The following is a 24,465-nucleotide window of genomic DNA, read 5'->3' as shown; positions in this document are numbered from 1 at the left end:
ATGCGGGATGCGTACCGAAGTCTGTTAACTGCCCTGGGTGCTGTACTGGCGCTGTGGCTCATTCTGGGATTCTGGCCACTGTCCTTGGGCAGCCGTGTGGCACTCAGTCTGCTGGTTGTGCTGGTTTCCGGGGTGATGCTCTGGCGTCAGCGCCGGGCTTCTCAGGCACGGGCGACCGCTGTCCGGGAAATTGTGGATGAAAATCTGCCGCCGGAAGATTTTCAGGGTGCGGTGATCCTTGTTTGTGGCGACAACTGCCCACTGTTTGTGTCCGGCTCCCGTAACCGGGAAACCCGACAGGGCTGGTATCTGTGGGTGAAGGATGCGGAGCAGTTGCCACTCCTGGCACAACACCTGAGCCTGGTGCGTCCGGCTCAGGTGCCGCAAATCTCCGTCATGCTGGCGGTGGTACCTGAACAGCACACCTCCGGCGATGATTTTATCCAGCATCTTCGGGGCTGGCAGCGTGCTGTCGTCCGGTGCCGTGCGGCATTTGGCACTATCCCCCCGCTGTGGACCGTGACCTGGGTATCTCCTCCTGCGGCCTGTGCAGAGGCTGAACCCGTCTGGTTTACCACGGTAAGCCCGCGAAGCGGTATACAGGTGTATCAGCCCGGTCAGGGTAATGTGTCACTGACGGATTGGCCTCTGGAAATTGGAACGGACGGGCGTCTTTCGCGTTTGAGCCATGGCTTGTGGCTGGACAGTCTGCTTGCCTGGCAAAAGAGCGCGGTGAATGACCTGCTGTCGGTACGGCGGGGGGAGTTACCGGTGATGTCGCCCTGCGTGCAGGGTATGTGCATGGTGCCGGTGAATGGTATCGCGGGCAATCTCTGGCAACAACACGTCACTTCCGTGACGGCGCTGCCACCGGATGCGTTTGTGAGCACCGAGCCACTGCCGTTGCCTGAACTGCTGCTGCCGGCGTTGCCGCGCCGACGTGGCGTGAGCCGCAGGATGGTGTTCTGGCGTTATGCCGGATTACTGGGCGGGATTTTTCTCGCGCTGGCGATGCTGGCGTCCTGGATGAACAACCAGCTCCTCATTCGTAACGTTGGCGATCACCTTGCGTTATATCACCAGCTGACGGGTCAGCCTGTTGCCCCGAAACTGCGTGCGCAGCAGCGCCTGCGGGCCGATGGCGCATTGCTGGACGACTGGCAACGTCGCGGGGAGCCACTGCGTTATCGCCTGGGTCTGTATCAGGGACTGCGACTAATTCCGCCCGTTGAGGCCGCAGTCAGTGACTGGGCACCTCCACCACCGCCGCCTCCGGTCATTAAGAAAATTATTCAGGGTCCGAAAACCATTCGTCTCGACAGCATGTCGCTGTTCGATTCGGGTAAATCGGCGCTAAAAGCCGGTTCGATCAAAATGCTGGTGAATTCTCTGGTCGGCGTGAAGGCGAAGCCGGGCTGGCTGATTGTCGTGTCAGGGCATACCGATAACACCGGCAATCCGCAACTGAACCAGACACTCTCTCAGAAACGTGCCGAAGCAGTGCGCGACTGGATGCGGGATACCGGCGACGTACCCGAAAGCTGTTTTGCGGTGCAGGGCTATGGCGAAAGCCGCCCTGTCGCAACCAACGACACCCCGGAAGGGCGTGCGCTTAACCGCCGTGTCGAAATTAGTCTGGTACCGCAGGCGAACGCCTGTCAGATACCCGGCAAACACCCGGCGTCATCGCAGGATGATGGCGCTTCACTACACAATGGAGAGTAATTCCATGGCAATTCCTGTTTATCTTTGGCTGAAGGACGACGGCGGCGCGGACATCAAAGGGTCTGTTGACGTTCAGGATCGTGAAGGCAGCATCGAAGTGGTCGCTCAGGAACATAATCTGTACATCCCGACCGACAACAACACCGGCAAGCTGACCGGTACCCGTATCCATACCCCGTTCCTGTTCACCAAGGAAATCGATTCCTCCAGCCCGTACTTGTACAAGGCGGTGACCACCGGTCAGACCCTGAAATCCGCTGAATTCAAGTGGTACAAAATCAACGACGCGGGCCAGGAAGTGGAGTACTTCAACACCAAACTGGAAAACGTGAAGGTAGTGAAAGTGAATCCTGAAATGTATGACATCAAGGATCCTTCTAAAGAGAAGCACAACCACCTTGAACGCGTTGAACTGCGTTACGAAAAAATCACCTGGACCTACAAAGACGGCAACATCATTCATTCCGATTCCTGGAACGAACGCGCCACGGCGTAATCCTGATGCGGGCAGGTTTTCCTGTCCGCAGTTTTTTGCTGAGTGCCTGAGATACGGGCACTCAGCAAAGAAAAAATCTGCCTGCCTGACCTTATGCGCTTTGGTGAACAGCGAGGGGCGGTAGCGTGTCCAGGAACCGACAAAGAGAGAATCTCATGGAAAATCCAGCCATCCTGTTACGTCGTCTGAACCCTTACTGTGCCCGAGCGATGGAAGGCGCAGCTTCGCTCTGTCAGACCCGTGCCCATGCCGAAATTCTGCCGGAGCACTGGCTGCTGAAGCTGCTGGAGCAGGGGGAAGGTGACCTGACGGTGCTGGCACGCCGCTACGAGTGGGATATGGATGGCATCTGGCAGGATCTGCTCGGCTGGCTCGACAGACAACCTCGCTCCGTGCGCCATCGGCCCCAGCTCTCTGATGACATCCAGACTCTGATGCAGCAAGCCTGGCTACTGGCCTCACTCAATGGTGAAGAGCACATTCGCAGCGTCCATCTGCTGATGGCCCTGGTGGAAAAACCGAAACTGGCACGTTGTGACGGCCTTTGGCCGTTGTTAACGCTTGCTCAAAGCCAGCTGGAGCGCCTGCGACCGTTGCTGGATGCGCAATCGGATGAGCGTCCGGAAATGCAGCGCGAAGCCGAGCTGGCACAGAACCACGGTGGTGAGGTGGAGTTTGTCGGGCGTCCGGCTGGCGTGGAAATGAAAGAGGGGGAGCTGAGCCCTGCGCTGCAGAACACGCTTGATAAATTCACCCTCGATGTCACCGCCAAAGCGAAGGAAGGGAAGATCGATCCGGTGTTTGGCCGCGACACAGAAATCCGTCAGATGGTGGATATCCTCTCTCGTCGCCGCAAAAACAACCCGATTCTGGTCGGCGAGCCGGGCGTGGGGAAAACCGCACTGGTTGAAGGTCTGGCATTGCGTATTGCCGAGGGTAATGTGCCTGAATCCCTGAAAGCGGTCACTCTGCGTACCCTTGACCTGGGCCTGCTGCAGGCCGGTGCAGGCGTGAAAGGCGAGTTCGAACAGCGGCTGAAAAACGTCATCGATGCGGTGCAGCAATCCCCATCCCCGATCCTGCTATTTATTGATGAAGCGCATACCATCATCGGCGCGGGCAACCAGGCGGGCGGCGCCGATGCAGCGAACCTGCTGAAACCGGCGCTGGCGCGTGGTGAACTGCGTACTATTGCGGCCACCACCTGGAGCGAGTACAAGCAGTACTTCGAACGCGACGCGGCCCTGGAGCGTCGTTTCCAGATGGTAAAAGTCGATGAGCCTGACGACGACACCGCCTGCCTGATGCTCCGTGGTCTGAAATCCCGTTACGCCGAGCACCATAACGTGCACATTACCGACGATGCGGTGCGCGCTGCTGTTACGCTTTCCCGCCGCTATCTGACGGGCCGCCAGCTGCCGGATAAGGCTGTTGATTTGCTGGATACCGCCGCCGCGCGCGTGCGCATGAGTCTTGATACCGTGCCGGAAGCCATTGTACGCCTGAAATCCCGTCTGATAGCACTTGGGATGGAAACACAGGACTTGCTGGAGGACATTGCCGCAGGAGCATCGCCACACGGTGACCGGCTGGCAATCATCGACACGCTGCGTACGGAGCTTGAATCGGAGCTGAAAACGCAGGAAGCCCGTCTGGAGGTAGAGCACCAGCTGGTTGGGGAGCTGATAGCCTGCCGTCAGGACATCAGTCGTCAGGCAGATATTCACACCCTGCAGCAACAGCTGAATTTTCTGCAGCAGGACGGTGCACTTATCCGGCCGGATGTGGATGTCCGTATGGTTGCCAACGTGATTGCAGACTGGACGGGCGTACCACTTTCCTCACTGATGAAAGATGAACAGACCGAACTGCTGACCCTGGAAAATGAAATCGGTAAACGTGTGGTCGGGCAGGATGCCTCCCTTAACGCTATCGCTCAGCGTCTGCGTGCGGCGAAAACCGGGCTTACGTCCGAGAACGGTCCGCAGGGCGTGTTCCTGCTGGTTGGTCCGAGTGGCGTCGGTAAGACTGAAACTGCGCTTGCACTGGCAGACGTGCTGTACGGCGGTGAGAAATCCCTCATCACCATCAACCTGTCCGAGTATCAGGAGCCGCATACGGTGTCGCAGCTGAAAGGCTCGCCTCCGGGCTATGTGGGTTACGGTCAGGGCGGCATTCTCACCGAAGCGGTTCGCAAGCGCCCGTACAGTGTGGTGCTGCTCGATGAGGTGGAAAAAGCACACCGTGACGTCATGAACCTGTTCTATCAGGTATTCGACCGCGGCTTTATGCGCGACGGCGAAGGGCGCGAAATCGACTTTCGCAATACCGTCATCCTCATGACCTCCAACCTCGGCAGCGATCACCTGATGCAACTGCTTGACGAACAGCCGGAGGCCACCGAAGGCGATCTGCATGAACTGCTGCGTCCGATCCTGCGTGATCACTTCCAGCCCGCGCTGCTGGCCCGCTTCCAGACCGTGATTTACCGTCCTCTGGCGGAAGCGGCTATGCGCACCATCGTTGAGATGAAACTCGCACAGGTCAGCAAGCGACTGAACCGTCACTACGGTCTGACCACGCAGATAGATGAGAGCCTGTATGACGCTCTCACTTCTGCCTGCCTGCTGCCGGATACCGGTGCGCGTAACATTGACAGTCTGCTCAATCAGCAGATTCTGCCGGTGCTAAGTCAGCAGCTGCTGACCCACATGGCTGCGAAACAGAAACCACACTGCCTGACGCTCGGCTGGAATGATGAAGAAGGGATTGTACTGGCGTTTAATGAGGCGCACGGAGGCTGAAATGCAGATTTGCATGATGGATTACGGCAACCTGTCGGCGGATGGCAAAACGGCGTACCTGAAATGCTACGGCATCGGGACTTTTGAAGTGCTGACGGGCGTGGATTTTTATATCAATAATCCTGACTGTGCTGACCATGAAAATGCTGCTATCCCCCCGGGGACTTACTGGGTGATCGACAGGCCTGCCGGCAGCTTGTATAACCGAGTCCGGGCAGAGGCGATCGATGCCTGGCATGGTTACCGAAATCACCATTCCGAATGGTTTGCCCTTTTCAGCGATAAAACTAAAAGAGACGGCATCATGGTGAATGGCCTGAACCGTACAGGATTTCGTCTTCATCCTTTGAACAGCGATGGTTCCGGTGAGTCCTGGGGCTGTATCACCCTTCGCCGATCCAGTGATTTTCAGCATCTGCGACGTCTGCTACTGCAGCGGGGGACGTTCCCTGTTCCTGGCGGCAATGGCCTGAAGGCCTATGCCCGTATCGATGTGCGTGGTACCCCGGACTACAGCCTGTGTGATAAAGAAACCGAAGAACGAAAAGAGGCTGAGAAACGCCGGATGCAGCAGGCCCTGAAAAAGCGGGCGGGGAATGCCGAATGAAAATCCTGCTGTTTAGTGTGCTGTTCTGGAGCGGAATCCACTTCATTCCTGATGTATGGGTTGCGAGTTTTGTGAAGGCCCATATCCCGATTAGCGGTGACGGGGAAGAAGCGATGGACAGCTTCGAGATGCATATCATCGTGATTAAAACAACGTTGTGTGCTGTCGGGGCGTACCTCCTGATGAAGCTATTCTACTGGTTGAAAACGCGTCGAAAAAAATAATCTCTTTTTCACTTCCTGTGACCGATACTGGCCCGCGCCAGCCCTGACGGAATAACCAAATACACAATGGAGTCAACGCCATGAGCCTGACGGATACCCTGAACACGATGGTGGCCACCGTCACCGGAAAAGCCCTGAATCGCTACCGCCTCGATATCCCTTCCTGCACGGCCGATATCGACGTGGAGGACTTCAGTGGTTCAGAAGCGATGAGCGAGCTTTACAGCTACACCATCAACTTCACCAGTGCCGACAAGAACATTGATGCCCGCCAGATGCTGAGCAAGCCGGCGACCCTGACCATGGGCGCGGGCGATTTGCTTTCCCTTACGCAGCGCAAGGTGGTTCACGGGGTGGTGACCCGTTTCGAGCGTACCGGTGGCTCCGCGGATGAAGCGAAGTACTGCATTGTGCTGGAACCGTTCCTCGCATTGCTGGGGAATCAGTTCCGCACCCATCGCTTTTTCGTCAACAAGTCGGTGCCGGAAGTGGTTGCAGAGGTGCTCACGGAACATGGGCTCAAAGGCTGGGAGTTTGAGTTTACCCTCAAAGCCGACTATCCAAAGCGTGAGCAGATTAACCAGTATCAGGAAAACGACCTCGCCTTTATTGAACGCCTGCTGGCGGAGGTGGGGATTTTTTACTTCTTCACCCTCCAGCCTGATACCCAGACCGAAGTGGTGCACTTTGCGGACAAGCAGAGCGCCTGGACGTTTGGTAAAAAACTCCCGCTGAGCAGCCCGTCAGGGGCGAATGACAATGCGGCCGACTCGGTGTGGGATGTGCATGTCTGGCATAACGTGGTGGAGCGCTCGGTCACGGCCAGCGACTATAACCACCGTGAGGCCCAGAACATCCTGACCTCCGTACCGGCTGACATGACCCGCGGTGACGGGGAGGGGAATACCTACGGGGACGTGTATCACTACCGCCCACGGCACCTTGAACGTGGCGACAAAATTACCCCGACGGCAGAAACTGGTAACTTCTGGGCGCGTCTGGAGCATGAGCGCTTCCTGTCCACTCAGACCACCGTGACCGGCAGTAGTACCGACCATACCCTGGGGCCGGCCCAAGTGCTGTCTATCACCGAGACGGCTATCCCGCCGACGCTGCCGCGTGAAACCGAAAACGGCCTTGTCATCATCAGCGCGGGTTACTCCGCCAGCCGTCAGAACGCGCTGAAGGTTGAATGGGCGGCTATGCCGTACTACGAGAACCGCTGCTGGCGTCCCGCCGCGAAAAAGCGTCCGGTGGTCAGCGGCACCCTGATGGCGCGTGTGACCAGTGCCAAAGATAACGACATCTACGCCTGGCAGGATGCATCCGGCATGTACCGGGTGAAGTTTGATGCCGACCGTGATGACAAAAAACAGGGCATGGAAAGTATGCCCGTGCGTTTTGCCAAACCTTATGGGGGTGACAAATACGGTTTTCACTTTCCGCTGATACAGGGTACTGAAGTCGCCATTGCGTTCCATGAAGGTGACCCAGACCGTCCGTACATCGCTCACGCCCTCCACGACTCCCGCCACGCTGACCATGTCACTGAACTGAACAGCGCGCGTAACGTTATCCGCACCGCTGGCCTGAACAAACTGCGGATGGAAGACAAGCGTGGTGAAGAGCACATTAAGCTCAGCACGGAGTATGGCGGCAAAACCCAACTCAATTTAGGTCACAACGTCAATGCATCCAGAACTCTCCGTGGCGAGGGGGCGGAGCTGCGCACTAACGACTGGGTCAGCGTTCGTGGTGGTAAGGGCATTCTGCTTACTGCAGATGCTCAGCCTGACGTCGGCAGTAAAATGCTGGAAATGGACAGGGCTGTAGAACAACTGGAGCAGGCACTCACGCTGGCAAGAAGCCTCCAGTCAGCGGCGAAAGGAGCGAAGGCAACGGTATCAGATATCGACAGCCAAAAGACGCTTAACAGTTCACTGAAATATCTGAAAATGCCAGGAATGCTGGCCAGTGCACCTGCTGGTATAGGTATTCTGAGTCCTGAGGCTGTCCGGCTTGCTTCAGGCGGGGCAAGTATTGGCCTCATGTCAGGTAAAAACACAGATATCAGCGCCGGGCAATCGTTCACTGTGGCGGCAAGCGAGGCTGTAAGTTTGTTTGCACAGGCTGCAGGAATGAAAATGTATGCGGGGGCAGGGACGGTTGATATTCAGGCACAAGCTGATGCCATGAATGTCTCAGCATTACAGGACATCACTGTCGCCAGTGGTCAGGGGAGCGTGAAGGTAAATGCCAGCAAGGAACTGATTTTAAGTTGTGGTGGTGCTTATATAAAGCTTAGCGGCGGTAATATTGAACTGGGATGTCCGGGAAATATTTTGCTGAAAGCGGCCAATGTTAATCAGACTGGTCCTGCCAGTTTAGATACACCGCCGGTGACTTTCACTAAAGGATATGGCGGAACTTTTACCGTTACCGATCCCGAATCAGGAGATATTAAACCATTCACCAGTTATAAAGTAACGTCTCCTGATGGTGAGATATTTGAAGGAATATCCGACTTGTCAGGAAAGACCGCACCGCTTTACACGTCGATGCCTGGCAACGTAAACATTGAATTTCCACGTGAGCAAAAGAATGAAGGGCCTGGGCATTGGGTTACTGTTGATCATGATTATCATGGGTTGAAAAATACTGCAATTATGGCAATCAATCGCTTAACCTCTATGGGAGATGAAGGACGTGTTTTTGGTTCTGAAGGAAAGGACTATATGAATACGAAAAGAGATAAAATTCAGGAATGGCTGCCTTTGCCATCTGATGCTACAGACGAGATAGCGCAGCAATCGGCAGTACATCGTTACGGAGAACAGAGAAAGGTCACGCAAACTTTTCTGGAAGGTGATGATGCCTGGGCTGTTACAGGTCAGTCGTGGCACTGGCAACCAACGACCGCTGATGATGTCTATGAGGGAAGTAAATGAAATTTATTTTAAAACGGAATCGTGTATTGCATTGTTGGGCCATATTTGACCTCTTTTACATTATCAGATTTGGTTGCTTGAATATCTCACAGGGCCGAATTCCTTTAGTTGATGATATATTATCTTTTAGTGAAATCTATCCGCAGCAAGGTGTTTATTCGCTAATCCTTTTTTCTTTCTCGTTGCTGTTTAACGTGTCAGTTATATTTTCTGCTGTAATGTTCTTAAAAAAGTGGAAGTATGCGAATTGGATAGTCTATGTTCAAACGCCATTCAGACTATTCTTCATGATCCCTTCTTTTTCGATATTACCATGGATGTTCAAAACTATGTCAATTAAAGTTGGAGCGATGTTTCTTGCCGCTGTATCCTTATCAGAGATAATTAAGCTTGGGACATTTTATCTTACAAGAGAAAAGAGTTCATGAATTTTTGTTAAATCTGAATAAAGAGGGATGTTTATGGCAGAAAATTCATTAGTGACATCTGTGACACATACAGAGACAAAAGCTACGGCGGGAAGGCAAAAACCTTATTGGGTTGAGTTTCAATTGGTAGATGAACAGGGTGATTCTGTGGCAAATATGCCATGGACTGTTGAAAGTTCTCATCCAGTTTCCGGGCCGGTGGAGGGATTCACTTATTCTGGTCAGAGCGATGCTGACGGGCTAATCAGGGTCGACATGCCGCACGGTCTGGAGCTGAGGCTGACGTTAGATGGCAATCAACTGGCTACTGAAATGGAAAAACGTACCTTGCGTGTTAGCAGGGATGCGGAAAATGATTCTGTTGTTCGTCCTGAAGCTGAAGAGAAAGGGTATATCTGGCACTACGCTGTTATCGGCGAACTTTGCCGTACCCTTCCCTCTGTTAAACTACGTAAAAGAGAAGTGTGGCCGCCATTCCATTTCCCTCCGCAGAAAATTATGAAAGGGGTGATTGTAAGAACCAATGAGCTTGAAAAGCGACACGTTATTGAAATATGTCCTTTCAGAGCTTGGGAGCTTGTTCTGCATCATCAAAAGGACTATTCCATTGCGAACGGAATTAATCTTGGTGCGGCAGCAACGCTTGCCTATGCAGACGACAGTACTCTGGATACGGTATCAATTACGCGCTTTTTTATTAACCAGTGCCAGGATCTATCCCGCTTACCTCAGCTTTATAAAGACGGCTCTGCATGGAATACGTTAGTACAGGATGTTCCCTTTAGTGAACGATATCATCCCCCGGTATTTATGGATACCTCACGAGACACGTCACCTAAGGAAGACGAGAAGAACCCACATGGAACAGTACAGGCAGAGGATGACACTGCTGCAACAAAGGCAGACGGTGATACGCAGCTTTATTATGTTTATAACGCGGATAAGGTGATTGTTGCCTGGCGTGGAACGGCCAGCTTGTTTGATGTGGGAACGGATCTGGCGTTCAGACCGGTGAATACTGAAGTTTGTGATATGGATAAAACACAATGTACTAGCTTACTGCCTGCTGGAAAAGTACATACCGGGTTCTGGAGCGGATATAGTCGTGTTGAAAAGAAATTTAAAGAACAGATCGAAACATTAAAAGATCTGCTCGCAAATCTTAAGTTGTTTATCTGTGGGCATAGTTTAGGCGGTGCATTGGCATTAATTCATGCAGCCAAATTGAAGAATTTTAATCCGATACTTTACACTTATGGAATGCCGCGAACTTTTACCCGCGATGCCGTAATGCAATTATCGGAGATTACCCATTTCCGTCATGTAAACGATAATGATCCTATTCCAGCCGTGCCCGCGGAAGCTAACCTGGATAACGAGTTATATAAATTATGGGGATGGTTTGGTGGGACTCTGGGCTTTTTCTGGTCATTGGGTGAGCTTCTGGCTAACCAGATGGTTACCTGGGGAGACTGCTTCTGGCACCACGGCAATACGGTGGCTTTTCTCACAGCTACCCAGAGTCGGGAATGGCATGAGTGCAAGCGAGACCTGCCAACGCCGGCAGGGTGTATTACCATCAGGAATTTACTACCTCTTAAGGCTAAACTTTACCTGGTCCCTGCACTGGCAGAGCAGGAGATGCAGCAGGCTGGTCAGAAGCAGAAAGAATTTAAAGCGTCATTAACGCAGGCAGATCTAAAGAACTTTTTCCCCAAAGGCAGTAATCCGGACAGAGGCGTTAATTTAAATCTTTTTGAACACTTCATGACCTCCTATATGCCTTATATGTATAACAAAGTGCTAGAGCTGATTGATAATGCCGGGATAGTGGAAAAACGTACCTTTACTGAGCACCGGTATAATGTGGATGCATTCCGGGAGCAGATGGCAGAAAATAAAAATGACATACCGGAGAGAGAGGTAGCAAGAAATAACATCTTTCTGAATATAGAAGGACTGCTGGATGCATCGCTTTCCCCTACGTTGTCCATACCGTCTGGCAACGATACACTTTTGCGGTTTGCTCAATACGGAGAAGAGGTAATGGAAAATGTCTAATCAATCAAAAATCATTTTGCTTTCATTAGTGTTGTTTTCATCATCAGGGTGCAGCATAAGTAGAACTGTTAATAAAACCTTATCTCCGCCAGCGGATACAAAATGGGTGAATGTTGAAGTAAAAAATCCGTCTCAGTATACAAAACCCTTCCCGCTCGAAGTCAGATACATCTCTTATGAATGTAAGAAAAAAAGAATCAGTGGATTTGATGGTTCAGTTATTACGGAACCCAGCTATAACGTTATCGGGATCCCCATGCAGCAAGAGAGCGGGGATATCTGGAAAGCAAAAGTGGCTATGACCGGGGGTGGCTCGTGTAAATGGACGTTGAGTGCGGTCAATTTAGGTATCGAATACATTGATGCAACACATCTTGGCGAGGATTTGATACCCGGTACTGCCGTAGGGGTATCGCTTGCTTTTGATAATGATGCCGCGCGGAATGGTCAATTCACCTTCGCTACAGGCGACTTAAATATTTCGCCTAAATATTACCCATATATTCGAGAAAGAAAAATAGCAGAGAAAACAAAAACGCTCTCCCTGCTAGGGAAAGAGAACTTTCTTTCTTATAGAGTTTCTAAACTTAGCAATATTTATTTTTATCCTGAAGTTGATGAGATGAAAGTTGTTAGATATATAGAGCCAGAAAAAAAAATTGATGGTGTGTACTCCAAGATAATTTATCCGGATGGAAGTGTTGCTCCTGAAAAAACTCTTTTTCCTGATTTTGATAAGATCGACAAAATGAATGTTAATTGATTCTTATTTATTTTTCGAGTATTCAACATGACGAAAGGCTTAGTTTTGCTTGGTGACAATACTTCTCACGGCGGAAAAGTGATCTCCGCCTCTTCCAATATTACTGTCGACGGGAAAAAAGCCGCATTAGTGGGTGATATGGTGAGTTGTCCGGTAGATGGGCATGGAACTAATCCTATCGTGGAAGGATCACCGCACCGTACCTTTAACGGTCGCGCTGTTGTCGTTGATGGCTGCAAATGTCAGTGCGGTTGTACTGTAATTTCAAGTGCTCAGAACAGCACAGTAGGATAATCAATGGGCTGGGAAAGGACGAAAGCAACAACAATGGAGTTGCCTCCTGAGCCATCATTTTTTGGATGGCTGTTAGCAGGAGTTGTTGCCGCAGTTGTGGGGGTTTTGCTGTTTATCCTGCATGCGTCAGGCATGGTTAAGGCTCTGACTGCATTCAATATCTGGTGGCTGGCATCCAGCCCGGTTCTTGGCTGGTTTTTTCTGTTTTGTTTGCGGGGATGGCTGTGGGGAAGAATAATCAATGAACATCAGTTTTTGCAGAAGGAAGCTGAATACGGACAGCAACAGTGGGAAGCCTGGGCTGGACGTTATCTGGCCGTACTTGGAAGCAGCATACTGCTACCTTCCGGAGTGACCTCTGACGCCATTGCTAAATCAGATGCTGCAGATGCTCCGCAATTTCTTTCACTGACCTGCCATTTTGATGCGAAATCGACGACGTCCACCTCCTTGCTCGAAATGGGACTGGCCGGTGTACAAGAGGCAATATCAATGTTGCCTGCGACAGTACCATTCAACGTCACCATTGTGAGCGACATAATTTCGTCAGACTTCGAGACCCGGTTTCGCAAATCATGGGGAAAAATTTATCCTGGGCGTGAGCTAACAGGTTCGATCTCATGTTTTGAAGCCCTTTCTTTTGTCTGGATCGAGGAGCGCCTTAAAAATCCCGTTTTCGATATTGATTTGATCCTGATATTGCAGAATCAGGGTGCTGAACAGTATTCCGATGCACTCGCAGCGATGGTACTTACCAGCGATGATGTTGCTGAAAAATACCAGCTTTCACACTCCGCCCGCATATTGCGACCGATGCCGCTGGACATGACAAATTTCAGGGCTGATATGGGGTTGTTCCTCGAAACACAAACGATCGCCTGTCAGACGTCAAACGTGTTCTGTGATTACGGGCACTGGAATGACGGATTTGCTGACCTAATGACCGCGGCTCAATCACATCTGACACCGTGGGTGCCCCAGGAAATTGATGTACTGGAAAAATATAACGGAATTCCAGGGGGCGGGAGTGCGTGGCTTCTAGCCACATTACTGGCCGACATCGTGTCCGTCAGCAACAAACCTGTTTTAGGGTTGTTTACCTCAGGTGCTGATCGTTTTGTCAGTACTGTTACCTCAGGGAGTGAAAATAATGATGCCGGGTAGTACATGGAGCAGAGGAGGGCTTGCCGGCATAATAGCCTGCATCTCAGCGATTATAGTGGCCTTGATCCTTTATTTCGGCCCCTCGCATGGCCTTGATACCCGACCGATGCAAGTGCTTGCATTCGTTGCCGTATGGATAGTCCTGCTGATTGTTTTCTATACGCCGTTCATGTTCCGGTTTATGAAGGAAAGATATCATCGCTGGCGGGAACAGAAGAACAATGCGTTGCCTTCTGATGAATCAAGAGTTGCCCGGACTCCGCCACGCAATGTCACCGTTGATACTATCCGTGACGCCATGCGTAACCTCTACGGTCGGCCCTGGGGACGTAAAACACGCATTCTGCTGGTCACCGGGACCATATCTGAGGTGGAGCAGTTGACTCCTGGTCTTACGGGCCAGCTCTGGCAGGAAGACCGAGGCACGCTGTTGCTGTGGGGCGGTGACCTCAATACCCCAGCCGACAGTGCCTGGCTGACCGCGCTGCGCAAACTGCGCCGCCGTCCGGTGGATGGTCTGGTGTGGGTCACCTCGGCCTTTGACCAGTTCTCAGCGCCTGGGCTGGAGCAGCCGCTACCGGTACCTTCAGAAAGCACCATGGATTCCCTGTCTCATGCTATCAGCGCGCGTATGGATACGCTTGGCTGGAAACTCCCGCTTTATGTCTGGTGCCTGCACCCACGAGCCGGTAAGCAGGAAGGACGCATTACGCAGGCGACCGGCTGCCTGTTGCCTGCCGGTTGTCGTACCGAGGGGCTGGCAGAACAACTCTCCGCCCTGACGCCAGATTTGATATCACAGGGTCTGCAGCAGACCTGCGGTGAGGTAAAACATAACTTCCTGCTGACGCTTGCCGACCAGCTGATTCGTGAGCCACAGAGCGTGACCGCACCGCTGTCGGTGATGCTCAATCCCTACCGCCCGCTGCCGCTGGCCGGTGTGGTGTTCAGTCAGCCCTCTGCCGGTGCCGAACGTGCCGTGCCGCACCACTGGGGCATGGATAAGCGCTGGGATGTTCTGCCTGAATCAGTCCGGACGCTTCCTGCCGGGCTGCGTCCTCGCAAGCCCGGTATTCCATGGCGCAAGGTAATGGCATCTGCTGCTGCGCTTACGATGGTGAGCTGGGCTATGTGGATGAGCATCGCTTATGTCACCAACCGCAGCCAGATTGCCGGTGCGAATGCCCAGGCCGAACTTGCCGCCCGACAGAATCAGCCGCTGGAGCAGCGCCTGCACGCGCTGTCTGAACTCCAGAAAACGCTGGCCCGCCTGCAGTACCGCTCTGAGCATGGTGTGCCATGGTACGAAAAGGCCGGGCTGAGCCAGAATAACGCCCTGCTGGCCGCACTCTGGCCACGCTATCAGGACAGCGCGTTGCCGCTGTTGCGGGATGCGGCTGCAGACCATCTGCAGAAGCAGGTCAGTGCCTTTAACGCGCTGCCTCCGGATAGCCCGCTGCGCGAGCAGAGGGCAAAAGCAACCTATGACCAGCTGAAACTTTACCTGATGCTGGCGCGTCCTGAGCATATGGATGGTGACTGGTTTAGCACGGTGCTGCTTCAGGACTGGCCGAAGCGTGACGGTGTGAAGGACGGTATCTGGCTAGGCGTGGCCCCGTCTCTGCTGTCGTTTTATGGTGAACAACTGGTCACACATCCTGAGTGGAAACTGCGAGCTGATGAAAACATGGTCAGCCAGGCGCGTTCCCTGCTGGTTCGCCTGATGGGGGTGCGTAATAGCGAATCGACTCTGTACCAGAAAATGCTTTCACAGGTGGCACATCTGTATGTGGATATGCGTCTCGAAGATATGACCGGCGATACTGATGCAGCCCGCCTGTTCAGCACCACTGAGATCGTGCCAGGCATGTTTACCCGCCAGGCCTGGGAGCAGGCCATCCAGCCTGCCATCGAGAAGGTGGTGAAGGCGCGCCGGGACGAGCTCGACTGGGTGTTGACTGACAGCAAACGTCCGGTCAATAAGCAGGATGAAATCTCCCCGGAAGCACTTAAAAATCGCCTGACGGAGCGTTATTTTGCCGATTTTGGCGGCGCCTGGCTGGAATTCCTCAACAGCCTGCGCTGGAACCAGGCCACCACGCTGTCGGATTCCATTGACCAGCTGACCCTGATGGCCGACGTGCGTCAGTCACCTCTGGTGGCGCTGATGAACACTCTGAATGTTCAGGGGCGTACCGGACAGACAGGCGAAGCGATATCAGATTCTCTGGTTAAATCAGCCAAAAATCTGCTCGGTGGTGATAACAAGGATGCCATTGACCAGAGTGCCGGCGTTCACGGTCCGCTGGATGCAACCTTTGGTCCGGTACTGGCACTGATGGATAAAAGCAACACCGGTGCGCAGGCGCTGAGCCTGCAGTCGTACCTGACTCGCGTGACGCAGGTTCGTCTGCGCCTGCAGCAGGTGACTAATGCCGCAGACCCTCAGGCGATGACCCAGACCATTGCCCAGACTGTATTCCAGGGTAAAGCCGTGGACCTGACCGAAACCCGCGACTACGGAAGTCTCATTGCCGCCGGTCTGGGGCAGGAGTGGAGCGGCTTTGGGCGTACGGTGTTTGTGAATCCGATGGAGCAGGCCTGGCAGCAGGTGCTGACCCCGGCGGCCGAGAGCCTCAATGCCCAGTGGCAGCAGGCGGTGGTGGCTGAGTGGAACAGTACCTTTGGAGGTCGTTATCCGTTTAACAGTTCCAGCAGCGATGTTTCTCTGCCATTGCTGGCCAAATACCTCAACGCGGATTCCGGGCGTATCGCTCAGTTCCTGCAGACCCGTCTCAAAGGCGTGCTGCACAAAGAGGGCAACCACTGGGTGCCGGACAGCATCAACTCGCAGGGGCTGGCGTTTAATCCGGCGTTCCTTAACGCCATCAACACCCTGAGTCATATCTCGGATGTGGCCTTCACCGAAGGCAACGCCGGCATGAACTTCGAACTGCGCCCGGGCACCGCCGATGGGGTTATGCAGACCGACATGATTATCGACAGTCAGAAGCTGACCTATGTGAACCAGGTGCCGGCATGGAAGCGGTTCACCTGGCCTGCTGATACTGAAGCCCCGGGGGCCAATCTTAGCTGGATTAGCACGCAGGCTGGCACCCGCCAGTACGCCGATATTCCGGGGGCCTGGGGCTGGATACGCCTGCTCGATAAGGCTGCGATCAAGGCTTATCCGGGCGTGGGCAGCAGCTACAGCCTGAGCTGGAAGGCACAGGATGGTCGCACGCTCAATTATACCCTGCGTACCGAAGCCGGCGAGGGGCCGCTGGCGCTGCTGAAGCTGCGCAATTTCCGTCTGCCGGAAACCATCTTCAGCACGACCGTCGCGTCAGACCAGGTCGCCAGTGCGGCCAGTGATGCAGAGGAGGTCTACTGATGAGCACGCTCAATGCCTTACTCAGTGCCTGCCAGACAGAACAGGAACCACTGCTTGTAGCAACCCGAGAACGTGTGGCGCAGTGGGACAACTGGCTGCAGCCGCTGTCCGGGTCATCACCACTTGGTAACGACCCGGGCTATGACGATGACTTCCAGCAGATGCGTGAAGAGGTCAATAAACTTTCCGGAGCGGATACCGAACTCATCTGCCGGCTTGCTGAGAAGCTGCTGACCAGCACCGCCAAAGATATCCGTGTGGCCACATACTACTGCTGGGCAAAGCTGCACCGCGAAGGTGAGCGGGGTCTGGCCGAAGGACTCGAGTTGCTGGCTGGTCTGCTGGAGCGCTTTGGACCACAGCTGCACCCGCAGCGTGACCGTAGCCGTAAGGCGGCACTGGAATGGCTGGCCGGGTCGCGCATGACTGATTCGCTTTCCCTGTACCCGGAGGTGGTCAGGATCGATGCGATGCGAACCACCGGTGCGCTGCTGCTGATATCACAGCTTATTGAGAATGAGCCGGATGAAACCCGTCCAGAACTCAATGCGCTGTATAGCGCGCTGGAAAGTCGTCTGCAGAAAGCGGGCGGCGTGGATGCGGTGGTACCGCAGAATGCCAGTACCAGCGAAACCCCTTCGGCTGCCAGCCACAGCGATGCCCCGGCCATCGGGCGGATCACCTCCGGTCAGGATTTGCTGGCCCAGGCCCGCACCCTTACTGAATATCTGCGCGAGCAGCCGGACGGCTGGCTGTCAGCACACCATCTGATGAAAAGCCTGCGGCACGACACCCTGCGGGCCATCCCGGCCCCGGATGCGCAGGGGCGCACACGCATTGAGCCGCCAAGGGCGGATCAACGCGCTTTACTCAAACGTCTCTACCTGCAGCAGAACTGGACTGAAATGCTGGAAACGGCCGACAGCACATTTTCCCGCGGTGCCAATCACCTGTGGCTGGATTTGCAATGGTATATCCACCAGGCGTTGACGAAATCCGGTCAGGAGACGCTGGCCGACATTGTCGTGGCTGACCTGAAAGGGCTGCTGTCTCGCCTGTCCGGGCTGGAGACACTGGCGTTCAGTGACGGTACACCGTTTGCGGACGAAGTGACGCTGAACTGGATCCAGAATAGCGTGATTGATACCACTGGTGGGTGGGACAACGATACGCCATCAGCCCCGGCCACCGCCGGTAATGATGACATTCTGGCGCTGGAGCCGGAAGCCGTGGCGCTGGCCGACAGTGAAGGCCCGGATGCCGCGCTGGGCTGGTTGCAGACCCGGCCGGGCATGACCACCGATCGTCAGAAGTGGCTGTTGCGTCTGCTGATGGGACGCATTGCTGAGCAGTACGGTAAAAATGACCTGGCGGTACACCTGTTTGCAGAACTGGGTGAACGTGCAATAGAAGTGACCCTCAGTGACTGGGAGCCTGAGCTGATGTTTGAGGTGCAGGCCCGCCATCTGAAACTCCTGCGCCTGAAAGCCGGTCGCAGCGAGGCTGAAAAGGCCCGCCTTACACCGGTAATGGACCAGTTACTTGCCGGACTGATCGCCGTCGATCCAGCCCGTGCCGCCGTGCTTTGCGGTTAAATCCACAGGAACAGAAATAAATGGAAGATTTGACCCTGCGTTATTACGACGCAGAAATACGGTACCTGCGTGAAGCCGCGAAAGAGTTCGCTCAAACCCATCCAGATCGCGCAGCAATGCTCGACCTGGATAAGGCCGGCACACCCGATCCCTATGTTGAACGCCTGCTTGAAGGGTTTGCCTTCTCAATGGGGCGGCTGCGCGAAAAGATTGACGACGACTTGCCGGAACTGACCGAAGGGCTGGTCAGCATGCTCTGGCCCCATTACCTGCGCACCATTCCGTCACTCTCAGTGGTTGCGTTCACGCCTGCGCTTCAGACTGTTAAGATGGCGGAAGTGATGCCCGCGGGGCTGGAAGTGTATTCCCGCCCGGTGGGGCCGAAAAACACGGTCTGTCGCTACCGCACCACCCGCGATGTGATGCTTAACCCGCTGAATATCTCTTGGGTGACCATGACCACTGAGCCGGACGGGCGCTCTCTGCTGCGGATGCGTTTTGCCTGCAGCACCCAGGCGGACTGGTCCCATGCTGATCTCAGCCACCTCAGTTTGTATCTCGGGGCGGATGCCCCGGTCAGCAGCCAGCTGCACCTGATGCTCACCAAACGACAGGCTGCCCTGTATATGCGTCTGCCCGGGCAGACCGACCGTATTCGCCTCGACGGGTATTTCTCGCCGGGTGGTTTTGCGGAGGAAGACTGCCTGTGGCCGAAGGGCGATACCGCCTTCAGCGGCTACCAGCTGCTGCTGGAGTACTTCACTTTCCGTGACAAGTTTATGTTTGTCCACCTCAACGGGCTGGACGGCATTACGCCATCTGCCGGAGCAGAGTATTTCGACATCGAAGTCGTGTTCAGCACACCGTGGCCATCAGAGCTGCCGGTCACCGATGACGCGGTTCGTCTGCACTGTGTGCCGGTGATTAACCTGTTCACACTGGAAGCTGACCCACTCACCATTACCGGGCTTGAAAGCGAGTACCTGCTGCGCCCCAAACGTCTGCAGGACGGACATACCGAGATTTATTCGGTGGATTCGGTGACAGGCTCAAACCGGACCAGTGACGCAGAGTATGTGCCGTTCAGCAGCTTCAGGCACAAGGGCGGGATGATGCGCCGTCATGCACCACCCCGTTACTACCACACCCGCGTAAAGCGCAGCGTGACCGGGTTGTATGACACCTGGCTTATCCTTGGGGGGCACCAGTGGGAAGAGGACCGCCTGTTTGAGCGTGAAGCCGTATCGCTGCAAATCACCGGCACCAACGGCCAGCTGCCGCGCCGTGCACTACAGAGTACGCTGCTTGACCGCTGTGAGCAGGTGGTCAGTACACAACTTTCAGTACGCAACCTCTGCAAACCAACGCTGCCAGTCTATCCGCCTTCTGAAGACCGTTTTCACTGGCGGGTGCTGAGCCACCTGGGATCCGGGTTCCTGAACATGATGAGTACTGCCGAAGTGCTGCGCGGGACGCTGGCGCTCTATAACTGGCAGGAAGATGAACTGAACACCCGGCGTCTGGAGGCGATTCAGCACGTGGAGCACCATCGCCTTCAACGTTTTGAACAGGGCTACCTGCTTCGGGGGCTGGATATCGAAGTGACCCTCGACAGCAACGGCTTCACCGGCGAGGGCGATATTCACCTGTTCGGTGAAATGCTCAACCGGTTCTTTGCGCTGTATGCCGATATGAACCAGTTCAATCAGCTTACCCTCATTGTTCAGCCAGAAGGAAAATGCATCCGGTGGAAAGAGAATCACAGTCCGCGTCTGCCAGGCTGATAGTGCAGCTGGGCGACCGACTGCCGTACATGAATTTTTACCGTTTCTGTCAGCTACTGGAGCAGAGCCAGCCGGATAAACCGGTCACTGGCAGCACCTGGCAGGTGCGACAAGAGCCGGTACGCTTTCGACCCCATTCGGGGATGGGGTTCCCGGCCTCTGAAATCAAAGGGGCAGAGCTACCGGAACATCCGCACCTTCCAACCACGATTCGTACCACCTTTATGGGGCTCTACGGCGTGGAGTCTCCGCTGCCGACGCACTATATCGATGACATCGCCCAGAGACGGGAAGGGTACGAAGCTAACGCGGACTTCCTTGATATCTTCAACCACCGGCTGATTGCTCAGTACTACCGTATCTGGCGTAAATATTCGTATCCGGCAACGTTTGCAGAAGGCGGTAAGGACAAAACTTCACAGTATCTGCTGGGTTTGGCCGGGCTCGGGATTAACGGTTGCACGGACAATATCGCGGCTCCGGCTTCGCGCTTTCTGGCACTGTTGCCGGTCATGTTGCTGCCGGGGCGTACCGCAGAAGGCATGGCCTCGCTGGTGCGCCTGTTGGCACCCAACACGCAGGCGAAAATCTGGCACCACGACAAACGCCGTGTACCGCTGAAGAAGCCACTGACCATGAGCGTCAGGCAGCCCGTCACCCTGACCAGCCGTCCGGTGATGGGGAACTATGCCACCGACGTAAACAGTCAGGTGCTGATGCGTCTGACCACCACTGACCCGGCAGAGGTGCGGGGCTGGTTACCGGATGGGGAGCTTCACACGGACCTGATGGCGCTCCTGCATGTCTATCTTGGCTCCCGCCTCGATGTGCGGTTACAGCTGTGTGTCGACCGTAGCCTGCTGCCGGACGCGACAATGAGCAGTAAACCCAACGCCGGGGCGGTGCAGCTGGGCCGCACTGCCGTGATGCGACCGCTGAATGCGGCTAAGACCGCATCACATCCAAAAACAATAACCATCAATCTTGGCCGCTACGAGCGCGTACAGGAAAATATTCACCGCAGGGAGACCGATGAAGATGGCGATTACCGCTGGTAAATTTCCTCTGGTTACGCTGGCTACAGGCATTACGCTGATACTGGCAGGCTGTGGACTTACTCAGAGTGTTACGGACGGCACTGTCGCCGTGACTAAATCGATTTTTTATAAGCAGGTGAAGATTCTGCATCTCGATATTCGTGCCCGTGAAGCCGTGAACAGCAATGCTGGTGGTGTCGCTCTGTCGACGGTGGTGCGTATTTATCAGCTTAAAGACCGCAAAACCTTTGATAGCACAGACTACCCCTCATTGTTTAAAGACGACAGCCAGGCCGTCAAGGCAGACCTCATGGCGGAGAAAGATATAAGGCTGCAGCCCGGGGGGGCGGTCACGGTTGATATGCCAATGGAAAAAGATGCGCAGTATGTGGCAGTGGCCGGGATGTTTATGTCACCGGACCAGGAGAACAACACCTGGCGTGTAGTATTGAGCCGCGATGAGCTTGATCCGGATAAGGCCCGGGTTATTGACGCGGGCAACAATCGACTGACTCTGCAGGCGCTGAAAGATGAGTGAGTCATTCCGTCCTTCACTGTATGAAACACTTTATGGCAACTTCACCGGCGGCCTCGACCTGCATCAGGTCAGCGAGCAGAACCAGGTCGTTTTGTCCGTACTCGATAACATGCAGCGTATCCTTAACTGCCGCGCCGGCACGCTGGCGCATCTGCCTGACTATGGCCTTCCGGACATGACCAAAATCCTGCAGGGCATGCCGGGAACGGCCCATGAGCTTATGGGCACATTGTCTGCTGTCCTGCTCAAATATGAACCACGCCTGAAAAAAATAACCGTTGTCCTGCTGGAACAGAATGTCCCCGGTGAACTGCGCTATGCCATTGACGCTGAACTTAAAGGGATTGGCCTGGTGCGCTACGGGACTGAATTTATGCCCGAAGGGCGGGTCCTGTTAAGGCATCTCAGGCAACAGCAGTATCTCGACACCACTCTCCGTATATAAGGTCCGATAACATCATGTCCGTAAAATCACAGTTCCTGAAGAAGTTGCAGGCAAGACAACCTGCACCTGTTCCTGCAATCAGCAGGAGTCAGGCTGATATTGCAGAGTTTCGCCAGCGAATGGCTGAGCTTCAGGATGAGATGAACGCGTGGCTGACAGATACGGGACTGAATGTGGAGCCACTGACGGTATCCGTTCCGGATCTGCTGGTGGAGGGCGGGGCTTTTGAGATTTCCGGTATCGTTCTGCGTTATGGCAGCCGAGCGGTCAGATTTATGCCGATCTTTCTGTATGGACAGGGCGTAGCAGGTTGTGTCGAGGTGACTTTCTGTTCCGGGGATAAGGTGATTTCTCAGGGACGCCTGTTCATGCGAGTGGGGAGCGTAAATGGCTGGATCTTTACGCCCCCTGATATCTCATCCCGTTCAGGACAACTATTTGATGAAGGCATTTTTTACGGTCTGATTTTAGCGCTGCTGCCATAGCGATAACATTCATTCCTTTTATTAGTCACTGCATTTTTAATCGCAAAATAGCCTTACATCTCAACTGACGAAATTAACTACACGGATATGCAGGCCCTTCAGGATGACCACACATATAACGTTAAAAACCGGCGGCGACCCGCGTACGCTGCCAGATTACGCCGCCCTTCGCGATGAACTCAGTAAGCTTACGCATCCTGCTCGCCCGGATGTGAACTGGCAATATGTCGAAAAACTCTGTCTCTCTCTGTTTGAACAAAACGGTGTGGAGTTGCAGACTGCGGCCTGGTACACCCTTGCCCGTACTCACCTGTCTGGATTAGCTGGCCTGAACGAAGGGTTGGCAATTCTGGAGGCCCTGATTAGCCACCAGTGGGACGTTTTCTGGCCGAAGACGCTACACGCTCGTCTGGAAATCCTTAGTGGCCTGAGCCAGCGCCTGCAGCAGCGCATGCGCATGCTTGCATTGAACAACAGCCATCTACGTGAGCTTTATAGTGCTGAAGCGTTGCTTACCAGCCTGAGCGCGGTGTTCCAGCGTCTCGAACTCAAACACCTTAGCCAGTTCGATACGTTACGAACGTTGATACGTTCAAGTGCTGAACGGCTGGAAAGCGGTAATGACGCATCAGATTTGGATGCGATCATAATGCCCGGTCGCGAGTTACCTCAGGAAAGGGCAGAACCGATTGACGAAGTGAAATGGGTCTACGTTGTGCAGCAGGAAAATCAGCCGGATACAAAGGATCGTCCGACTGCGCACGGGTCTGTCAGACCATGGAAACCCTTTGTTGCCGGGATGTGTTCTGTGCTGGTGGTCAGCCTCGCCGTGGCGTGGGGAGGGGGCTTTCTGTCGAGACCGGATCCCTTAACGACTCAGGCCATTGCCTCGCTGGCGCCGTTACCTGAAGTGCTTACTCCTGTTCAGCAAGACGCGTTAGCGCAGCGAGGCACCATTCCATCCACGTTTATCACCGACACGCAGCAGCAGCTTGCCCGACTGGATAAGCTGCCACCTGACTGGAATATTTCCTACAGCCTTCAGTTGTTAGCGCAACTCCAGACATTGCAGCCGGAGGAAGCGAAGTCGCTCACCGTGCAGTGGAAGCAAAAAATTAACGCGGCAGCGTTACCTGTCGATTCCATGAACAGCTGGTATCAGGGAATGATGAAGCTTCAGCAACTGAGCCATAGGCTGAGTAGTCTGGATGAGCAAAAAGGAAAATATATCACGGTAAGTGAGCTTAAATCGGTGGTTTTTTCGACAATACAGTCCTTTAACCAAACTATACCGGCTGAAGAACAACTCCGGCGCCTGTCAGAGCATAGTGCTGAAAGTGCGCTTCCTGAAGCCGAAAAGACCCAGCTGGAGTTGCGTCTAAGACAGCTGGCAACGCGTTATGCTCAAATAAAACGGGATTCTTCCGCACCGTGAATTCTGCGGCGCACAGGCGAATGTGTTCGAAAACGCGTGGAGGTCAAGTGTCCCCTGCAGGAATGTATCACCCGATTAAACACATGACCATAAAGCATATTAATAAGTGTGAGGATTAAGAGGGATACTCTCAGGGATATTTCCTATGCAGAAGGCTACCAGCCAAAGACACGATAAACTCATCCACATAAACATCATGTCCATACCAAAGACTCCGCCGTGCAATCCCCTCGTGCGC

Annotated in this window: 18 protein-coding genes; all 18 read left to right on the top strand. The window is 54.2% G+C overall.

The window, feature by feature from the left end; translation table 11 throughout:
- The 18 genes from ELK40_RS16280 (at position 1) to ELK40_RS16190 (ending at position 24,227) form a co-directional block, all read left to right on the top strand.
- Entirely contained in the window at positions 1-1,725 is a 1,725-nt protein-coding gene (locus ELK40_RS16280; RefSeq protein WP_206529367.1) for an OmpA family protein, read from the top strand.
- 4 nt (positions 1,726-1,729) lie between these two features.
- Complete coding sequence (gene hcp / locus ELK40_RS16275; protein ID WP_023325816.1) at positions 1,730-2,221, top strand: type VI secretion system effector Hcp; 492 nt, start codon at positions 1,730-1,732, stop codon at positions 2,219-2,221.
- A 155-nt stretch (positions 2,222-2,376) separates the two neighbouring features.
- On the top strand, positions 2,377-5,025 hold the full coding sequence (tssH, locus tag ELK40_RS16270; RefSeq protein ID WP_127731859.1) for a type VI secretion system ATPase TssH: 2,649 nt from the start codon (positions 2,377-2,379) through the stop codon (positions 5,023-5,025).
- Positions 5,026-5,038: 13 nt separating this feature from the next.
- Complete coding sequence (locus tag ELK40_RS16265) at positions 5,039-5,632, top strand: DUF2778 domain-containing protein (protein ID WP_348523112.1); 594 nt, start codon at positions 5,039-5,041, stop codon at positions 5,630-5,632.
- Positions 5,629-5,856, top strand: coding sequence for a hypothetical protein (locus ELK40_RS16260; RefSeq protein WP_115875933.1), 228 nt, complete (start codon positions 5,629-5,631; stop codon positions 5,854-5,856). The genes ELK40_RS16265 and ELK40_RS16260 overlap by 4 nt, the downstream gene beginning before the upstream one ends.
- Before the next feature lie 80 nt (positions 5,857-5,936).
- Positions 5,937-8,804, top strand: a complete 2,868-nt coding sequence (gene vgrG / locus ELK40_RS16255) for a type VI secretion system Vgr family protein (RefSeq protein WP_244599390.1) — start codon at positions 5,937-5,939, stop codon at positions 8,802-8,804.
- A gap of 461 nt (positions 8,805-9,265) precedes the next feature.
- Complete coding sequence (locus ELK40_RS16245) at positions 9,266-11,293, top strand: lipase family protein (protein ID WP_127731855.1); 2,028 nt, start codon at positions 9,266-9,268, stop codon at positions 11,291-11,293.
- Positions 11,286-12,056, top strand: coding sequence for a hypothetical protein (locus tag ELK40_RS16240; protein WP_127731853.1), 771 nt, complete (start codon positions 11,286-11,288; stop codon positions 12,054-12,056). Before ELK40_RS16245 ends, ELK40_RS16240 begins: the two co-directional genes overlap by 8 nt.
- 27 nt (positions 12,057-12,083) lie before the next feature.
- Positions 12,084-12,350 (top strand): PAAR domain-containing protein, encoded by a 267-nt coding sequence (locus ELK40_RS16235; protein WP_115875928.1) that lies wholly within the window; start codon positions 12,084-12,086, stop codon positions 12,348-12,350.
- A gap of 3 nt (positions 12,351-12,353) precedes the next feature.
- Complete coding sequence (locus ELK40_RS16230; protein ID WP_127731851.1) at positions 12,354-13,514, top strand: hypothetical protein; 1,161 nt, start codon at positions 12,354-12,356, stop codon at positions 13,512-13,514.
- Complete coding sequence (locus ELK40_RS16225) at positions 13,501-16,908, top strand: ImcF-related family protein (protein ID WP_127731849.1); 3,408 nt, start codon at positions 13,501-13,503, stop codon at positions 16,906-16,908. Before ELK40_RS16230 ends, ELK40_RS16225 begins: the two co-directional genes overlap by 14 nt.
- Positions 16,908-18,503: a type VI secretion system protein TssA gene (gene tssA / locus ELK40_RS16220; RefSeq protein WP_127731847.1), complete on the top strand. Its 1,596-nt coding sequence runs from the start codon at positions 16,908-16,910 to the stop codon at positions 18,501-18,503. Before ELK40_RS16225 ends, tssA begins: the two co-directional genes overlap by 1 nt.
- A 20-nt stretch (positions 18,504-18,523) precedes the next feature.
- Positions 18,524-20,287, top strand: coding sequence for a type VI secretion system baseplate subunit TssF (gene tssF / locus ELK40_RS16215; protein ID WP_127731845.1), 1,764 nt, complete (start codon positions 18,524-18,526; stop codon positions 20,285-20,287).
- On the top strand, positions 20,242-21,345 hold the full coding sequence (gene tssG, locus ELK40_RS16210; protein WP_127731843.1) for a type VI secretion system baseplate subunit TssG: 1,104 nt from the start codon (positions 20,242-20,244) through the stop codon (positions 21,343-21,345). The genes tssF and tssG overlap by 46 nt, the downstream gene beginning before the upstream one ends.
- Positions 21,326-21,862 carry a type VI secretion system lipoprotein TssJ gene (tssJ, locus tag ELK40_RS16205; protein WP_181899766.1) on the top strand — a complete coding sequence of 179 codons (537 nt, stop codon included), beginning with the start codon at positions 21,326-21,328 and terminating at the stop codon, positions 21,860-21,862. The genes tssG and tssJ overlap by 20 nt, the downstream gene beginning before the upstream one ends.
- Positions 21,855-22,307 carry a type VI secretion system baseplate subunit TssE gene (tssE, locus tag ELK40_RS16200; protein WP_127731841.1) on the top strand — a complete coding sequence of 151 codons (453 nt, stop codon included), beginning with the start codon at positions 21,855-21,857 and terminating at the stop codon, positions 22,305-22,307. Before tssJ ends, tssE begins: the two co-directional genes overlap by 8 nt.
- Positions 22,308-22,321: 14 nt before the next feature.
- Positions 22,322-22,792: a hypothetical protein gene (locus tag ELK40_RS16195; protein ID WP_127731839.1), complete on the top strand. Its 471-nt coding sequence runs from the start codon at positions 22,322-22,324 to the stop codon at positions 22,790-22,792.
- A gap of 103 nt (positions 22,793-22,895) precedes the next feature.
- The gene (locus ELK40_RS16190; RefSeq protein WP_127731837.1) at positions 22,896-24,227 is read left to right on the top strand and encodes a VasL domain-containing protein; all 1,332 of its coding nucleotides are present in this window, start codon (positions 22,896-22,898) and stop codon (positions 24,225-24,227) included.
- Positions 24,228-24,465: the final 238 nt, after the last annotated feature.

This window comes from Enterobacter sp. N18-03635 (assembly GCF_004006055.1).
GTDB classification, from domain to species: domain Bacteria; phylum Pseudomonadota; class Gammaproteobacteria; order Enterobacterales; family Enterobacteriaceae; genus Enterobacter; species Enterobacter vonholyi.
The sequence above is the reverse complement of the archived record's forward strand: the minus strand, read 5'-3'. Positions and strand labels throughout refer to the sequence as shown.

Coding starts and splice junctions, on each gene's coding strand:
- hcp (WP_023325816.1), top strand. CDS start 1,730: ATGGCAATTCCTGTTTATCTTTGGCTGAAGGACGACGGCGGCGCGGAC.
- ELK40_RS16235 (WP_115875928.1), top strand. CDS start 12,084: ATGACGAAAGGCTTAGTTTTGCTTGGTGACAATACTTCTCACGGCGGA.
- ELK40_RS16230 (WP_127731851.1), top strand. CDS start 12,354: ATGGGCTGGGAAAGGACGAAAGCAACAACAATGGAGTTGCCTCCTGAG.
- tssA (WP_127731847.1), top strand. CDS start 16,908: ATGAGCACGCTCAATGCCTTACTCAGTGCCTGCCAGACAGAACAGGAA.
- tssF (WP_127731845.1), top strand. CDS start 18,524: ATGGAAGATTTGACCCTGCGTTATTACGACGCAGAAATACGGTACCTG.
- ELK40_RS16245 (WP_127731855.1), top strand. CDS start 9,266: ATGGCAGAAAATTCATTAGTGACATCTGTGACACATACAGAGACAAAA.
- ELK40_RS16240 (WP_127731853.1), top strand. CDS start 11,286: ATGTCTAATCAATCAAAAATCATTTTGCTTTCATTAGTGTTGTTTTCA.
- tssH (WP_127731859.1), top strand. CDS start 2,377: ATGGAAAATCCAGCCATCCTGTTACGTCGTCTGAACCCTTACTGTGCC.
- ELK40_RS16280 (WP_206529367.1), top strand. CDS start 1: ATGCGGGATGCGTACCGAAGTCTGTTAACTGCCCTGGGTGCTGTACTG.
- tssE (WP_127731841.1), top strand. CDS start 21,855: ATGAGTGAGTCATTCCGTCCTTCACTGTATGAAACACTTTATGGCAAC.
- tssJ (WP_181899766.1), top strand. CDS start 21,326: ATGGCGATTACCGCTGGTAAATTTCCTCTGGTTACGCTGGCTACAGGC.
- ELK40_RS16195 (WP_127731839.1), top strand. CDS start 22,322: ATGTCCGTAAAATCACAGTTCCTGAAGAAGTTGCAGGCAAGACAACCT.
- tssG (WP_127731843.1), top strand. CDS start 20,242: ATGCATCCGGTGGAAAGAGAATCACAGTCCGCGTCTGCCAGGCTGATA.
- ELK40_RS16225 (WP_127731849.1), top strand. CDS start 13,501: ATGATGCCGGGTAGTACATGGAGCAGAGGAGGGCTTGCCGGCATAATA.
- ELK40_RS16190 (WP_127731837.1), top strand. CDS start 22,896: ATGACCACACATATAACGTTAAAAACCGGCGGCGACCCGCGTACGCTG.
- ELK40_RS16260 (WP_115875933.1), top strand. CDS start 5,629: ATGAAAATCCTGCTGTTTAGTGTGCTGTTCTGGAGCGGAATCCACTTC.
- ELK40_RS16265 (WP_348523112.1), top strand. CDS start 5,039: ATGATGGATTACGGCAACCTGTCGGCGGATGGCAAAACGGCGTACCTG.
- vgrG (WP_244599390.1), top strand. CDS start 5,937: ATGAGCCTGACGGATACCCTGAACACGATGGTGGCCACCGTCACCGGA.